15 protein-coding genes, 1 tRNA gene and 1 riboswitch are annotated in these 15,039 nt (G+C 73.2%); of the genes, 11 read left to right on the top strand and 5 right to left on the bottom strand.

The features are described 5' to 3' along the window. The first annotated feature begins 15 nt into the window (after nucleotides 1-15). The 5 genes from ispD to ELR47_RS17590 all read left to right on the top strand — a co-directional run bounded on the left by ispD (nucleotide 16) and on the right by ELR47_RS17590 (nucleotide 5,719). Complete coding sequence (gene ispD / locus ELR47_RS17610; protein WP_130651062.1) at nucleotides 16-699, top strand: 2-C-methyl-D-erythritol 4-phosphate cytidylyltransferase; 684 nt, start codon at nucleotides 16-18, stop codon at nucleotides 697-699. Continuing rightward, the gene (gene ispF, locus ELR47_RS17605; RefSeq protein ID WP_240730369.1) at nucleotides 696-1,196 is read left to right on the top strand and encodes a 2-C-methyl-D-erythritol 2,4-cyclodiphosphate synthase; all 501 of its coding nucleotides are present in this window, start codon (nucleotides 696-698) and stop codon (nucleotides 1,194-1,196) included. The genes ispD and ispF overlap by 4 nt, the downstream gene beginning before the upstream one ends. Before the next feature lie 153 nt (nucleotides 1,197-1,349). Beyond that, nucleotides 1,350-2,765 (top strand): cysteine--tRNA ligase, encoded by a 1,416-nt coding sequence (gene cysS, locus ELR47_RS17600; RefSeq protein WP_130651061.1) that lies wholly within the window; start codon nucleotides 1,350-1,352, stop codon nucleotides 2,763-2,765. Nucleotides 2,766-2,784: 19 nt separating this feature from the next. Next, nucleotides 2,785-3,597 (top strand): 23S rRNA (guanosine(2251)-2'-O)-methyltransferase RlmB, encoded by an 813-nt coding sequence (gene rlmB / locus ELR47_RS17595; RefSeq protein ID WP_130651060.1) that lies wholly within the window; start codon nucleotides 2,785-2,787, stop codon nucleotides 3,595-3,597. Nucleotides 3,598-3,679: 82 nt separating this feature from the next. Next, complete coding sequence (locus ELR47_RS17590; RefSeq protein WP_165404176.1) at nucleotides 3,680-5,719, top strand: S9 family peptidase; 2,040 nt, start codon at nucleotides 3,680-3,682, stop codon at nucleotides 5,717-5,719. Nucleotides 5,720-5,763: 44 nt separating this feature from the next. Here the strand turns inward: ELR47_RS17590 and ELR47_RS17585 are convergent. Beyond that, nucleotides 5,764-5,840: transfer RNA gene (locus ELR47_RS17585), tRNA-Thr, on the bottom strand. A 202-nt stretch (nucleotides 5,841-6,042) separates the two neighbouring features. On the opposite strand from ELR47_RS17585, the gene ELR47_RS17580 reads away from it, so the two are divergent. Beyond that, complete coding sequence (locus tag ELR47_RS17580) at nucleotides 6,043-6,339, top strand: DUF3263 domain-containing protein (RefSeq protein ID WP_229730638.1); 297 nt, start codon at nucleotides 6,043-6,045, stop codon at nucleotides 6,337-6,339. Between the two features lie 11 nt (nucleotides 6,340-6,350). Continuing rightward, a complete protein-coding gene (locus ELR47_RS17575; RefSeq protein ID WP_130651057.1) occupies nucleotides 6,351-7,073 on the top strand; it encodes a LytR C-terminal domain-containing protein in 723 nt (240 codons plus the stop codon). 45 nt (nucleotides 7,074-7,118) lie between these two features. Here the strand turns inward: ELR47_RS17575 and ELR47_RS19220 are convergent, their stop codons facing one another. From ELR47_RS19220 to ELR47_RS17560, 3 genes are all read right to left on the bottom strand, one after another. Next, nucleotides 7,119-8,117 (bottom strand): methyl-accepting chemotaxis protein, encoded by a 999-nt coding sequence (locus ELR47_RS19220; protein WP_165404175.1) that lies wholly within the window; start codon nucleotides 8,115-8,117, stop codon nucleotides 7,119-7,121. Between the two features lie 150 nt (nucleotides 8,118-8,267). Beyond that, on the bottom strand, nucleotides 8,268-8,714 hold the full coding sequence (locus ELR47_RS17565) for a response regulator (protein WP_130651055.1): 447 nt from the start codon (nucleotides 8,712-8,714) through the stop codon (nucleotides 8,268-8,270). Between the two features lie 102 nt (nucleotides 8,715-8,816). After that, the gene (locus ELR47_RS17560) at nucleotides 8,817-9,539 is read right to left on the bottom strand and encodes a spermidine synthase (RefSeq protein ID WP_130651054.1); all 723 of its coding nucleotides are present in this window, start codon (nucleotides 9,537-9,539) and stop codon (nucleotides 8,817-8,819) included. A gap of 202 nt (nucleotides 9,540-9,741) precedes the next feature. Between ELR47_RS17560 and ELR47_RS17555 the strand changes: the two genes are divergently transcribed. The 4 genes from ELR47_RS17555 to ELR47_RS17540 all read left to right on the top strand — a co-directional run bounded on the left by ELR47_RS17555 (nucleotide 9,742) and on the right by ELR47_RS17540 (nucleotide 13,796). Continuing rightward, a complete protein-coding gene (locus ELR47_RS17555) occupies nucleotides 9,742-11,139 on the top strand; it encodes an alanine/glycine:cation symporter family protein (RefSeq protein WP_130651053.1) in 1,398 nt (465 codons plus the stop codon). Between the two features lie 70 nt (nucleotides 11,140-11,209). Then, a riboswitch (SAM riboswitch) is annotated at nucleotides 11,210-11,330 on the top strand. Between the two features lie 155 nt (nucleotides 11,331-11,485). After that, nucleotides 11,486-12,796 carry a threonine synthase gene (thrC, locus tag ELR47_RS17550; protein WP_130651052.1) on the top strand — a complete coding sequence of 437 codons (1,311 nt, stop codon included), beginning with the start codon at nucleotides 11,486-11,488 and terminating at the stop codon, nucleotides 12,794-12,796. A 31-nt stretch (nucleotides 12,797-12,827) separates the two neighbouring features. Next, nucleotides 12,828-13,103, top strand: coding sequence for a MoaD/ThiS family protein (locus ELR47_RS17545; RefSeq protein WP_130651051.1), 276 nt, complete (start codon nucleotides 12,828-12,830; stop codon nucleotides 13,101-13,103). Between the two features lie 219 nt (nucleotides 13,104-13,322). Then, nucleotides 13,323-13,796, top strand: coding sequence for a hypothetical protein (locus tag ELR47_RS17540; RefSeq protein ID WP_130651050.1), 474 nt, complete (start codon nucleotides 13,323-13,325; stop codon nucleotides 13,794-13,796). A 61-nt stretch (nucleotides 13,797-13,857) separates the two neighbouring features. Here ELR47_RS17540 and ELR47_RS17535 read toward each other — a convergent pair whose 3' ends face one another. Continuing rightward, the gene (locus ELR47_RS17535) at nucleotides 13,858-14,799 is read right to left on the bottom strand and encodes a calcium/sodium antiporter (RefSeq protein WP_130651049.1); all 942 of its coding nucleotides are present in this window, start codon (nucleotides 14,797-14,799) and stop codon (nucleotides 13,858-13,860) included. Nucleotides 14,800-15,039: the final 240 nt, after the last annotated feature.

Genomic DNA, 15,039 nt, shown 5'->3' with positions numbered 1-15,039 from the left:
GGGAGCGGATGCGGCGTGACGTTCGGCGTCGTCGTCGTCGCGGCCGGCCGCGGTGAGCGGCTCGGGCACGACCGCCCCAAGGCCCTGGTTGAACTCGCTGGCCGCCCGCTGGTGCACCATGCGGTTGCCGGACTGGCGGCCGCGGGTCTGCCGCCGCCGGTCGTGGTGTGCGCCCCCGGCGAGCAGGCCGCGTTCCGTCGTGCGCTGGCCGGGCTCACCGTGGCGGCGCTCGTCGCGGGCGGCGAGGACCGCACCGCCAGCGTCGCGGCCGGACTGGCCGTCCTGCCCGAGGACGTCGAGGTGGTGCTGGTGCACGACGCGGCGCGCGCACTGGTGCCCGCGGACGTGATCCGACAGGTCGCGGCGGCGGTCACCGGTGACGTCGTGGCGGCCGCGCCCGGAGTGCCGGTGAGCGACACGCTCAAACGTGTCGTGGGGAGCGAGGTCGTGGCGACCGTCGCGCGTGAGGGCCTCGTCGCCGTCCAGACCCCGCAGGCCTTCGACCGTGCCGCGCTGGCCGCCGCGCACGCCACCGGTGCGCGTGCGACCGACGATCTCGCGCTCGTCGAGGCGCTGGTGACACAGGGGCGGTTGCCGGGCCGGGTGGTCGTGACCCCGGGAGCCTTCGCCGCGATGAAGGTCACGTTCCCGGCCGACCTGGTCGTGGCCGAGGCGCTGCTGCGAGCAGGCCCCCAGTGACGCCGCCGATCCGCATCGGCAGCGGCGTCGACGTCCACCCCTTCGCCGACGACCCGGACCGTCCGTTGGTGCTCGGCGGGGTGACCATCCCCGACGCCGTCGGCCTGGCCGGCCACTCCGACGCCGACGTGGCCGCCCACGCCACCGCCGACGCGCTGCTCGGTGCCCTGGCGCTGGGGGACCTCGGGGCGTGGTTCGGCGTCGACCGTCCCGACACCGCCGGCGCCGACTCCACCGGCCTGCTCGCGACGGTGGTCGCCGCGCTCGCCGAGCGGGGCTGGCGGACCGGGAACCTCGATCTCACGGTCGTCGCGCAGCGGCCACGCCTGGCACCACACCGCGACGCGATGCAGGCGCGGCTGGCCGCGGTGATCGGCGTCGAGCTCGACGCGGTGTCGGTGAAGTTCACCACCACCGATCGGCTCGGCTTCCTCGGCCGGGGCGAGGGCATCGCGGCCTACGCCTCGGTCCTGGTGGTCGCCGCCGACGAGGCCTGAGCGGCCGCCGACGCCTGCGGGCGGGGCCGCCGACGCGTGCCGGGCGTGGCCGCCGACGAGGGGTGAACGCGGCCTCTAGACTGCGCCTGCTGCGGAGCCGGCCTGTGCTGCCCGCCGCTTCCCACCACACTCCCGATCCGGTGGTCGACGACGTTGTCCCTGGTCCTCTACGACACCCTGCGCCGCGAGAAGGTCCCCTTCGAGCCGCGGGACGCCGGACGCGTGTCGGTCTACGTGTGCGGCCCGACCGTGCAGGCCGACGCACACGTCGGACACGGGCGCCTGGCGGTCGTCACCGACGTCCTGCGTCGGCACCTGCGCCATGCCGGCAACGAGGTGACGTTCGTGCAGAACGTCACCGACATCGACGACAAGATCATCCTGCGCGCCCGTCGCGAGAAGGTCGACCCCGCCGTCGTCGCCACCCGCTACACGCGGGCGTGGAACCGCACCATGGACGCGTTGGACGTGCTCGCCCCCGACGTGCAGCCGCTGGCGACCGCCCACCTGCTCGAGATGCACGCCCTGATCCAGGAGCTGATCGACCAGGACAAGGCCTACGCGGTCGATGGTGACGTGTTCTTCCGGGTGCGTTCCTTCGAGGGCTACGGCAAGCTCTCGCGGCGGCCGATCGACGACATGCAGCAGGGCGACGACGTCGTCGGCGCCGACCGCAAGGAGGACCCGCTCGACTTCGCGATGTGGAAGTCGGCCAAGCCGGGGGAGCCGTCGTGGCCCTCGCCATGGGGCGACGGCCGTCCGGGCTGGCACATCGAGTGCTCGGCGATGGCGGTCCGGCACCTCGGCAGCGGCTTCGACATCCACTGTGGTGGACTCGACCTGGTGTTCCCGCACCACGAGAACGAGATCGCCCAGCACGAGGCCGCCCACGGCGGCGTCTTCGCCCGCCACTGGGTGCACAACGGCATGGTGCGCATGGGCGAGGAGAAGATGTCGAAGTCGATCGGCAACGTGGTCTCGCTGCACGACGCCGTCGAGGAGTGGGGCGTCGGCCCCCTGCGACTGTGGTACCTGTCCGCCCACCACCGCAGCCCGCTCACCTTCGACACCGAGCGGTTGCGTGACGCCGCCGCGTCGCACCAGCGGCTCACCACGTTCCTGCGCTCGGCGCGGCGGGCCGCCGACGACGTGTCCGCCGACGAGCAGGCGGCACGGCCGCACCTCGACGCCTTCACGGCCGCGATGGACGACGATCTCAACGCCCCGCAGGCCGTGGCGGCGTTGCACGAGCTGGTCTCGACCGGCAACGAGCGCCTCCCCGCTGCCGAGCGGGGCGACGAGACCGCCCGTGCGCAGGTCGCGTCGCTCGCCGAGGCCCTGGTCACGCTGGGCGACGGCGTGTTCGCGCTCGGTCTGGAGGCGGCACTCGCCGACGCGGCGGGCCTGGAGCGCCAGCTCGCCCCGCTCGTCGAGCAGCTGCTCGACCAGCGCCGCAACGCCCGCGGGGACCGGGACTTCGCCACGGCCGACCGCATCCGTGACCAGCTCGCCGCAGCCGGCGTGGTCGTCGAGGACCGTCCCGACGGTCCGCGCTGGTACGTCTCGTGACCAGCGTGCGGAGGAGCTGATGAGTCCGCGACCGCCCGCCGGCAACCGCCGTGGCCGGAATACCGGGCGAGGCCCGCGCCCGGCCGGGCGGGAGCACCGCGACGAGCGCCTGGTCGCCGGACTGCACCCGGTCCGTGAGCTGCTGCGGGCCGGGGCAGCCGTGCGCCGGCTGCTGGTCGCCGACACCCGCGACGCCTCCGCCGTGCTCGACGAGATCCTCGCGTTGGCCCGCACCGCCGGTGTCCCGGTCGAGGAGGTCGAGCGCCACCGCATCGACGAGCGGGCCGAGGGCCTGGTGCACCAGGGCGTGCTCGCCCTGGCCCCGCCCTTCCCCTACGCGACGCTCGACGACGCCCGCCGCCGTGCGGCGGACGAGCCGCTGCTGCTGGTCGCCCTGGACTCGGTCACCGATCCGCACAACCTCGGCTCCATCGCCCGTTCCGCCGACGCCGTCGGGGCCCACGGCCTGCTGGTGCCCGAGCGGCGGGCGGCGTCGGTGACGACCACGGCCGAGAAGGCGGCGGCAGGTGCGCTCGCCCACCTGCCGGTCGTGCAGGTCACCAACCTCGTGCGCACCATCCGGGCGCTCCAGGGCGAGGGGGTCTGGGCGGTCGGGCTCGACGGCGAGGCGCCGACGGCGATGGCCGACAGCCGTCTGCTCGGCGACCCGTTGGTGCTGGTCGTCGGGGCCGAGGGCCGGGGCCTGTCCCGGCTCGCCGGCGAGACCTGCGACGAGCTCGTGCACCTGCCGATGCGGGGTGCCGTCGGCTCGCTCAACGCCTCGGTGGCGGCCGCGGTCGCGCTCTACGAGGTGCTGCGCCACCGCGGGTGAGCGGCGTGTGCGGCCGCCGTACCGGGCCGGGGCACGGGTACGGTCGGGCCTCGCTCTCGTCCACCGGCATCAGGAGCCGCCCGTGCGCCCGCAGGACCTGCAGCACCTGGTGCTGCCCAGCGACCCACAGCTGCACCCCGACGGACGGCGGGTCGCCTTCGTGCTCAGCGAGCTGGACGTGGAGGACGACCGGACGCTGCGCACCATCCACCTGTTCGACGGGGTGCGCACGCGTCGCTTCACCCACGGCCCCAGCGACTCGCTGCCGCGCTGGTCGCCGGACGGGTCGTGCCTGGCCTTCCTGCGTACCGGGGTCGAGGAGGGCGAGCGGCCGCAACTGGTGCTGATGCCCGCCGACGGTGGTGAGGCACAGCGCCGCACCGAACTGCCGCTGGGCGTGTCGGACTTCGCGTGGTCGCCCGACGGTCGGCAGCTCGTGCTGGTGGCCGCCCGTTGGGTCGACGAGGTGGCCGACCTCGACGACGACGAGCGACGTCGCCGGCCCAAGCGCATCACCCGCCTGCCCTACCGCACCGATGCGGGAGGATGGGTCCACGACCGCACGGTCCACCTCTGGCTCGTCGATCGTGACGGCACCGAGCCGCCCCGTCAGCTCACCACCGTCGCGCGCGACCACCGGGAGCCGGCCTGGCGTCCCGACGGGCGGGCGATCGCCTTCGTCGCGCGCCCCGAGGACGGCGACGAACTCGACCCGCACGTGCAGGTCTTCGAACTGGACCTGGACACGGGCGACGTCCGGCCGCTGCTCGCCCCAGGGGCGTGGTCGTGGGTCGGTTGGTCGCCCGACGGGCGCCTGTTCGCGCTCGGCCACGTCGATCCGTTCGACTGGCCCGGCACCCACGACGTGTTCTGGTGCCGGCCCACCGACGACGGCGCGTATCCGTTCGCGCCGGTCGAACTGCTCGCCTCCCTCGACCGTGACGTACTGCCGGGGGCGCCCGGTACCAGCACCGTCGGTCCGCAGTTCGTCGCCGGTGGTTTCCACCTCGCGCTCGAGGACCGTGGGACCACCAAGGTGGTGCACGTCGACCTCGACGGCTGGGACCCGGACGGCGACACGCCACCGTCGGTGCGCGACGTCGTCGGCGGACGGCGCAGCGTCACCGGCTTCGGCGTGCGCCGGGACGCGTCCGCCCTGGTGTTCACCGTGACCGACCCGGCGACCCCGGGTGAGCTGGTGTGGTCGCACGACGGGCGCGAGCGCAACCTCACCGACCTGACGCCCGGCTTCCGTGCCCGGTCCCGGATCCTGCCCACGCAGCGGTTCACCTTCGTCCGCGAGGATGCCGAGATCGATGCGTGGGCGGTGCTTCCCGACGGGTTCGACGAGGCGGCGCCCGGCACGGTGCCGCTGTTGATCAACATCCACGGTGGACCGACCTCGCAGTACGGCGACTACTTCTTCGACGAGTTCCAGGTCGAGGCCGGTGCCGGCTACCTGGCGGTCGGGTCCAACCCCCGGGGTTCGTCGGGGCGTGGTGCGGACTGGGCACGGGCGGTCGTCGGTGCGTGGACCGACCACGGCTCGGTCGACACCCTCGACCTCGAGGCGCTGGTCGACGCGACCCTGGAGCGCTTCCCGCAGGCCGACCCGGACCGGATCGGGATCATGGGCGGCTCCTACGGCGGGTACGCGACCGCCCGGCTGCTCGCCCGCTCGGACCGCTACCGCTCGGCGATCGTCGAGCGCGGTCTGCTGCAGTGGGAGTCGTTCTCCGGCACCTCCGACATCGGTCCGTACTTCGACCGCATGTTCCTGTCCGCCTCCCTGCCCGACGGGGTCGAGGCCCACCGGGCGGCGAGTCCGGTCGGCACGGCGTCGTCGGTCACCGCCCCGACCCTGGTGCTGCACAGCGAGGCGGACCACCGCTGCCCGATCGAGCAGGGCGAGCAGTACTTCGTCGCGCTCAAGCGGGCGGGCGTGACCACCGAGATGGTGCGTTTCCCGGACGAGACCCACGAGCTGTCGCGCAGTGGCAGCCCGAAGCACCGCATCGAGCGCTTCGAGGTGGTGCTCGACTGGCACGCCCGACACCTGCTCGGTGCGGCGGACCCCGACGGTGACCCGGCGACGGTGGCGCCCGGCTCGCCACGCGTCTGACGGCGACGGCCCACGGTGCGGGGCAACACATGGAGGGACGTCGTTGGAGCCGGGTGCGGGATTCGAACCCGCGACCTTCGCTTTACAAGAGCGCTGCTCTGGCCAGCTGAGCTAACCCGGCACGGGGCCCCACCGTAGCCGGCCGTCACGGGCGTCGATGCGCGCTGCCCGACGGGTCACCACGGCGTAGTTGCAGGCCTGTGGTTCGTCTGCGACCCTGACGGGACACTGCGTCGATCGTCCGATCCCCTTCTCGTCCGATCTGCCGTCCGATCTGCCGTCCAATGTCCGTCGACCGATCCGCTGTCCGACCAGGAGCCGCCGTGAGCGCCGACCCGCAGGACGTCGTCGCCGTCGACCCCGACCCGGGGATCGACGAGCGCGCCCGGCAGATCCTCGACTTCGAACGTGAGTGGTGGCGGTACGCCGGCGCCAAGGAGCAGGCGGTCCGGGAACGGTTCACGTTGGCCCCGACCGACTACTACCAACTGCTCAACACCGTGATCGACGACGATGCGGCACTGGCATACGATCCGATGCTGGTCAAGCGGCTGCGTCGGCTCCGCTCCGCGCGTCAGCGGCAGCGGGCCGCGAAGCGTTCGGGCGCCGACGCCCGCTAGAGGAGGCGACCGTGACGACGCCGGGCAGCACGGGCAGCGAACGGCTCGGCGTGGCCGTGGGCAAGCGGGCCGCTGCCGCGCTGGTGGTCGTCGTGATCACCGCGGGGGCCTTCGCCTTCGTCGGTGAGCGTCAGCGCGACCCGGGGGAACAGCTCGCCGCCGGTGACCTGGTCGAGGTGCCGGAACCCGAGCCCGAGCCCGAGCCGGAACCCGATCCGGAACCCGAGCCCGAGCCCGAGCCGGAACCCGAGCCCGAGCCGGAACCCGAGCCCGAGCCGGAACCCGAGCCCGAGCCGGAACCCGAGCCCGAGCCGGAACCCGAGCCCGAGCCGGAACCCGAGCCGGAGCCGGAACCCGAGCCGGAACCCGAGCCGGAGCCCGAGCCGGAGCCCGAGCCGGAGCCGGAACCCGAGCCGGAGCCCGAGCCCGAGCCCGAGCCGGAACCGGCGATCGCCCCCGGGAACGTCACGGTCCAGGTGCTCGACGGGTACAAGGCCGATGGTGGCGCCGCCGCGCAGGGCGTTGCACAGACGCTGCGGGGCCAGGGCTACGACATCGTCGCGGAGAACATCGCGCTCGACTACTCGGTGACGACCGTGCTGTGGACGAGCGGCAACGAGGCCGCGGCGCGACAGGTCGCGGCCGCCATCGGCGCCGGCGACGTCCGCCCACAGCCCGGGAGCCTCTCCGAGTCGGTGGCGGTCCATGTCGTGGTCGGCGCCGACCGCGCCTGACCGCGCCGCTCGGCGGCGTGCGCGCCGGGACGGGGACCGCACTGCTCAGCCACGAGCGGCGCGTTCGATCGCCAGGCGGCTGGACGTGGCCGCGTCGTTGATGGTGCGCGCGAGCTGGTCGGTGGCGCAGCGTTGTTCGGCGGCTGCGCCCGACACCTGCGTCTGGGTCTGGTCGATCTCCTCGAGGACCCCGACGACGGCCGTGAGGGCGGCAACGACCTCCTCGACGCGTTCGCCGATGGCGGCGATACGGCCGCTGACGTCCTCGGTCGCGTCGGCGGTGTCCCGGGCCAGCTGCTTCACCTCACCCGCGACGACGGCGAAGCCCTTGCCGGCCTCGCCGGCTCGCGCGGCCTCGATGGTGGCGTTGAGCGCCAACAGGTTGGTCTGTTCGGCGATGGAAGCGATCGTCCGCACGACGTCGCGGATGCCTTCGCTGGCGGCGCCGAGTGCGAGGACGGCCTGCTGGCTGTGGTCGGCTTCCGTGACCCCTCGGGTGGTGATGGCCGTGGCGAGCTCGGCCGTGCCGGCGATCTGCGCCACCGATGCGGACAGTTCCTCGACCGCGGAGGCCGCGGTGTCGAGGTGATCACCGAGCGCGGCGACGGACTCGTTGGAGCGGCGCAGTTCCGAGACGTCCTCCCAGGCGACGACGTAACCGAGCTGCTGCCCGTCGGGCGCCACCAGTGCATCGATGCGGGTCTGCAGGCTCACCTCGCCGAAGCGGAAGGTCGCGTCGTGGGGGAGGCGGAACCCCGGTTCGCGGTGCAGGATGCGCTCGACACGTCGCGGGTCCCGGTGGAAACGGTGGATCGAGCCGCCGACGATGTCGGCGGCGGCGATACCGAACTGGGCGCGCAGCTGGGGCTCGATCGCGCGCAGGGTCTGCTCGGCCCGGCGGTTGGCGTGGACGATGACCAGCTCGAGGTCCGCGACGAAGACGTTGGTGCCGAGCGCGTCGAGCAACGGCCGGGACCGGCGCAGCAGCGCGGCCAGGGCGGTCTCGGTGTCGGCGGTCGAACGGTTCCTGCCCAGCGTGCGCACGGACGGCGGCTCCTGCCGGACCCGGCGGGTCCACGTCCGGAGACGTCGGCCGTCCGCTCCGCCGCGCAAGCAGATGTTGGTCGCCCGTCCAGCAGCGTCGCGTGTCGGGCCGCCGCAGGTCGGGCCCTGCCGGACGGGTCCGGGAACGCGTCAGTCGTTGCGCAGGAGCTCGAGCTTCTCCATGATCAGCCGCCGCCGCCGTTCCTCCTCGACGGGATCGGTGGCCAGGACGTCCTGCAGCACCTGGGACAGCGCCAGCGGAGAGAAGGGCTTGGTGATGTAGTCCGCGGCCCCGTGGGCCCAGCCCCGCAGCTGGTCGGCATCCTGGACCTTGGCCGTCAGCATGACCACAGGGATCTCGCGCAGGTCCGGGTCCGACTTCAGTGCCTGCAGGACCTGCCAGCCGTCACGCCGGGGGAGCATGACGTCGAGCAGGACCACGTCGGGCTGGTGCGCGCGCACGGCCGTCAGCGCGGCCTCGCCGTCGGTGGCCTCGATCACCTCGTAGCCCTCGAACTCGAGGTTCACCCGGCACAGCAACAGGACGTCGGGCTCGTCGTCGACCACCAGGACACGACGCCGTCGGTCGTCGAGCATGCGTGGGCCGCCTTTCTGACGCGGGGAGGCCAAGTATGGCCGACACGTGTGACACGCGCGGCGGTTGGCCACCCGCGGTGGGTCAGCGCACGGACGGCGTGCTCAGCGCCCGTCGCCGACCCGCGCCACGTACACCGTGTTGGCCGACCGCCCACCGATGAGCGGGTTGGGGAAGTCGACCACCTCGGCCGTGGCGTCGTCGAAGACCGCGCGGAGATCGGCGAGGAACGGCTCGTCGGGCGGGTCGTCGGACCACAGGGCGAAGACGCCGCCCGGGCGCAGCGACCGGAGCAGCTGCCGGAGGCCGTCACGCGCATAGAAGCTGGCGTGGCTCGGGTGCAGGACGTGACGCGGCGTGTGGTCGATGTCGAGCAGGACCGCGTCGACGCGGTCCTCGGGTCGACCCGGGGCGAAGCCGGCGGCGTCGCGGACCAGCGCGAAGAAATCGGCGGTGAGCAGCCGGGTGCGCGGGTCCGACGCGAGGCCGGCGACCTCGGGCAGCAGCTGCCGTTCGTGCCACGACACGACCTGCGGCAGCGCCTCGACGACCGTCAGTGACGCGACCCGCTCGTCCTCCAGCACGGTGCGTGCCGTGTACCCCAGGCCGAGGCCGCCGACCACGACGTCGAGTCGCCGACCCTCGACCGCGCCGAGCCCGAGGCGGGCCAGTTCGATCTCGGCCACCGGGAACAGGCTCGACATGAGGAACTCGTCACCGAGCTTGACCTCGAACACGTCGACGTCGAGCGTCAGTTCGCGCCGACGGCGCAGCGAGATCGGGCCCATCGGCGTCGACGCGGCGTCGAGTTGCTCGAACAGGGGCATGTCGGGGCCTGTGGTCGGGCCGGCCCGGTCGGTGGGCGCAGCGGCGTGGGGACGGCGGGCAGTGTGGCGTGGCTGCTGCCCCGGTGTCACCCGACCGGGGCGTGCGGGCGGGGTTGCGCGATGGATCCGCCGGCCCGGGCTAGGTTCCCGCGCTGGCCGGGGGTGGTCCGGCCGTCGACCGTGTTCCGAGGGGAGTGCCTCCATGTCCGACGCACTGGGCACGATCAGCGACTTCGTGTGGGGTCCGTGGCTGCTGATCCCGTTGCTGCTGCTGACGGGTCTGTATCTCACCGTGGTGCTCCGCGGGGTGCAGTTCCACAAGCTCACCTACTCGCTGTGGCTGGCGCTCGTGAAGCGCAAGGAGGTCGGCGGTGAGGGTGACGTCACCCACTACCAGGCGCTGGCCACGGCGCTGGCCGCGACCGTCGGCGTCGGCAACATCGCCGGCGTCGCGACCGCCATCGGCATCGGTGGTCCGGGCGCGCTGTTCTGGATGTGGCTGACCGGTCTGGTCGGCATGGCCACCAAGTACGCCGAGGCCTTCCTCGGCGTGAAGTACCGCCGTCGCGACACCGCCGGAGAGCAGTCCGGCGGACCGATGTTCTACCTGCGCGACGGGGTGGGCGGCTCGTTCGGCAAGGTGCTCGGCGTCGCGTTCGCCGTCTTCGCCGCCATCGCCGCCTTCGGGATCGGCAACGGCGCGCAGGCCAACACCGTCGCCGACGTGATGCTCGACGAGTTCGGGCTGGCGACGTGGATCACCGGCCTGGTGCTGACGGTCGGCGCCGGTGTCGTGCTCATCGGCGGCATCAAGTCGATCGGCCGGTTCGCGGCCGCCTTCGTGCCCCTGATGGCCGTGATCTACCTCGTCGCCGCCACGGTGGTCCTCGCCGCCAACGCCGCCGAGATCCCCGGTGCGCTGGGCATGATCTTCTCCGACGCCTTCACCGGGACCGCCGCGACGGGTGGGTTCGCCGGTGCCGCCCTGCTGACGGTGATCCGCATGGGTGTCGCCCGCGGCATCTTCTCCAACGAGTCGGGCCTGGGCACCGGCGGTATCGCGGCGGCCGCGGCGCAGACGACCAACCCGGTGCGGCAGGCGCTGGTGTCGATGACCCAGACCTTCCTCGACACCCTCGTCGTGGTCACCTTCACCGGGCTGACGCTGGTCGTGACCGGCGTGTGGACGGGCGAGGAGGAGGGCGCGACGATGACCTCGGCCGCCTTCTCCCAGGGCCTGCCGGGTGAGTGGGGCAGCATCCTGGTGACGATCAGCGTCGCCTTCTTCGCGTTCTCCACGCTGCTCGGCTGGGCGTACTACGGCGAGCGCAACATGGACTTCCTGTTCGGACGCAAGGCCGTGGTGCCGTACCGGGTGGTGTTCATCGCGGTCATCTTCGTCGGGGCGACGGCCGATCTCGACGTGGTCTGGACCTTCTCGGACATCATGAACGGATTGATGGCGCTGCCGAACCTCATCGGTCTGCTGCTGCTGTCGGGACTGATCGCCCGCGAGACCCGCGCCTACCTCTCGCGCCCGGACTGGAAGGACGTGGACGCGCCCGGTACGACGACCGGCGGCGACCGTCCGAGGAGTTGACGTCCGCGTTCGCGTGCGATCGCGCCCGAGTGGCGCGATCGCACGCGAACTGGCAGACTCGTCGCACTGGTGCTCATCCAGAGAGGTCGAGGGCTCGGGCCCATTGACGCCTCGGCAACCCCTTCGTCGGTGGAGACACGGACGGGGAAGGTGCCAAACCCGGTCCCGCCGGAAGGCGCGGTCGATGAGCGAGGACGCACCGTCGTCCACGAATCGTCGTCAGCGGCCTCCCCGGTGGGGAGGCCGTCGCCGTTTCCCGTCCCGTCGGGGACCCGGTCGCCGGTCTCCCGCCCGAACGTCGCGACCGCGACGTCCCGGTCGGCAACGATGAGACAAGGCGACGACGATGACCCTCACGACCCCGCCCTCCCCGACGGCGACCGCGGTGCCGCCCAACACCGCCGGCGTCCCCGCCCTCGGCGTCAACGTCACCGGACTGCGCTGCCGCGAGTGCGGTGAGCCCGAGGAGCTGGCCTCCTCGCACGTGTGCAGCTGGTGCTTCGGCCCGCTCGAGGTCGCCTACGACGAGGCACTGCTCGCCTCGCGGGTGAGCCGGGAACGGATCGAGGCCGGCCCGCGCTCGCTGTGGCGCTACGGCGACCTGCTCCCCGTGCTGAGCGACGACCCGGCCACCCGCATCGACCTCGGGACCGGCTTCACCCCGCTGCGTCCCGCGCCGCGCCTGGCCGCGCACCTGGGCCTGCGGGAGCTGTGGCTCAAGGACGACACCCGCAACCCGTCGGGCTCCTTCAAGGACCGCGTGGTCACCATCGCGCTCTCCGCTGCCCGGGCGCTGGGCATCGAGACCGTCGCCTGTGCCTCGACCGGCAACCTGGCCGGCTCCGTCTCCGCGCACGCCGCCGCTGCCGGCATGCCCGCCTACGTGTTCATTCCGCACGACCTCGAACGCGGCAAGGTCGTCGGCGCGGCCGTCTACGGCGCCAACGTCGTCGCCGTCGAGGGCAACTACGACGACGTCAACCGCCTGTGTGTCGAGGTCGCCGACCGCGAGGGCTGGGGCTTCGTCAACGTGAACCTGCGGGCGTTCTACGCCGAGGGATCGAAGTCCATCGGCTACGAGATCGCCGAACAGCTCGGCTGGCAGCTGCCCGACCACGTCGTGGCACCGCTGGCCTCGGGCGCGATGTTCACGAAGATCGACAAGGCCTTCGGTGAACTGCGCCGCTACGGACTGGTCGACGACGCCCAGCCCACGCCGCGGATGTCGGGTGCCCAGGCGACCGGCTGCTCGCCGATCGCCGAGGCCTTCGCCCGTGAGAGCCTCGACGTGCGCCCGCAACGGCCCGACACGATCGCCCGCTCGCTGGCGATCGGCAACCCGGCGGACGGCTACTACGCCCTGCAGGTCGCCCGGGCGACCGGCGGCGTCGTGGGGCACGTCCCCGACGACGAGATCGTCGCCGGCATCCAGTTGCTGGCCCGCACGGAGGGGGTGTTCGCGGAGACCGCCGGCGGCGTCACCGTCGCCAACCTGGTCCGGTTCGTCGAGCAGGGGCACGTCGACCGCGACGAGCGCGTCGTCGCCGTCATCTCCGGCAACGGCTACAAGACCATCGAGGCGGTCGAGGCCGCCGTGGGCGTCACCCACCGCACCACCCCGGCGCTCGACGACTTCCTGCAGGCGCTCGGCGCCTGACCTCCGCCCGCCGTTTCCGAAAGGACCTGCCGTGCCCACCGTTCGCATCCCCACCCCGCTGCGCAAGCTGACCGACGGACAGTCCGAGGTCGCCGTCGAGGGCGACGACCTGCGCACGGTCGTCGGCAACCTCGACGCGGCCCACCCCGGACTCGGTGACCGACTGCTCGACGAGAACGGGCAGCTGCGTCGGTTCGTCAACGTGTTCGTCCGCGACGAGGACGTGCGCTTCCAGGACGGGCTCGACACCCGGGTCGAGGAGCGCGACACCGTCTCCATCGTCCCGGCGGTCGCGGGCGGCGCCTGAGCGCGAGGGGCACGCCCGTCCGGCGCAGGTGGCCCGCGCGGCTGCCCGGCGCGCAGGGGCACTCGCGCCCGCGGCCGTGCGCGCGCCGTTCGGCCCTGGCCGTCGGAGGACGCGGAGCGCGAGACTCCGATCGACGCGATCCGCGGGATCGGATGGGGACGTGGGGGCACGGGTCGAGGCGACGGTCCCTTCGCGGCCGTCTTCGCGGGGATGGTGCTGGTGTTGGGCGCCGCCACGGTCTGGGTGGCGGCGACCTGGGTCACCGAGCCGCCCGGGATCGCGGCGGCACCGGCGACGACCGAGGCGGCGACCGGAGGCGCGAACGAGGCGACCCTGCGCCTGCACGTGACCCCGCCCCGGTACCTGGTGGCCGGTCACCCGTCCCCGGTCGGGCTCGCGCTGACCGACACCGACGGACGTCCGCTGCCTGCCGACACCCGGCTGGTGGTCTCGGCCGAGCTGGTCGGGATCGGGAACGCGCCGGTGCCGGTCGTCCTGGACGCCCCACCCGCCTGGCCGGTGACCGCCGGCGAGCTCGTCTCGTCGCCGCTGCGCCTGTTGCCGACCGCCGAGCCGGCGTGTGACACCGTGGTCGCCCAGCTGCGGGTCCGTGTGACGCCGGTCGAGGAGCGGGTGCGCGAGGCCGAGACCGTCCGCGACCTGCGCGGCCCGGTCTGTGACGGGGGGGCGTGAGAGACGACGGGCGGAAGCCGGCGGCGTCCGGTGCGTCCGGTGCGTCCGGTGCGTCCGGAGCTCAGGCCAGCAACGGGATGCAGACCAGGTAGCCGATCAGCAACGCGGCGCCCTCCCAGCGCACGACGCGCTTGCCGGTGACCATGAACGCGGTGGCGAGCACGGCGACCGCGACCATCAGCACGGTCGCGAAGCCGACGATGGTCGGATCGGCCAGTGGCCCCGGTCCGGCGAGCCCCGCGACCATGCTGACCGCGCCGGAGTTGAACAGGTTGCTGCCGAGCAGGTTCCCCACGATCAGGTCGGTCTCGCCCTTGCGTGCCGCCTGCACCGCCGTCGCCAGCTCCGGCAGCGAGGTCCCGATCGCCACCACGGTCAGTCCGACGAAGCCCTCGGCGAGGCCGAGTTCCGCGGCGATCGTGGTGGCCGAGGCCACCAGCAGCTGTGCCGCCGCGAGGGTGCCCAGCAACCCCAGTACCGTCCGGACCCACTCGCGAGGCAGCGACACCGCGCCGTCGGCCAGGTAACCGTCGACCTCGCCGCTCAACGACGGGTCGCCGCTGCGGGCGGAGCGCAGGATGAGGGCCAGGGCGACGACCAGCAGCAGCCCGAGCACGGCGGCGTTCCACCGGCTGAGCCCACCCTGGACCAGCACGGCGAACACCACCGTCAGTGCCAACGACAGCGGCGCCTCGCGCTTGAGGACCGGGGAGCTGACCGCGATCGGGGTGAGCATCGCGGCCACCCCCAGCACGAGCGTGAGGTTGGCGACGTTCGAGCCGACGATGTTGCCGACACCGATGTCCAGCGACCCCTGGGCGGCGGCGAGCCCCGACACCACCATCTCGGGTGCGCTGGTCCCGAAGCCGATGACGACGGCACCGATGACGACCGCCGACAGGCGCAGGGCGGCGGCGATGCGTGCGGCGCCGGCCACGAACTGGTCGGCGGCGAACGTCAGCAGGGCGAGGCCGGCGACGACCCCCAGCACGGGTAGCAGCATGCGCGGACGGTAGCCGGTCGGGGCCCGGCGGTAGGCTCGGCGTCCGATACCCCCGACGGCGGCCCGTGCGCGCGTGCGGTCCGACCGCCCCCCACCTCTGCCGGCACGACCCAGGACTGCTGGAATGACACGGATGCGACGTGCCACCCTGGCGGCGGCCACCGCTGCCGCCCTCGTGCTCGCCGGTTGCGGCGACGACGGCGGTGGCGACGGTGCCGGCGGGGATGCCACCACCGACAC

This window comes from Egicoccus halophilus (assembly GCF_004300825.1).
In the GTDB taxonomy this organism is placed as follows: Bacteria; Actinomycetota; Nitriliruptoria; order Nitriliruptorales; family Nitriliruptoraceae; genus Egicoccus; species Egicoccus halophilus.
The sequence above is the reverse complement of the archived record's forward strand: the minus strand, read 5'-3'. Positions and strand labels throughout refer to the sequence as shown.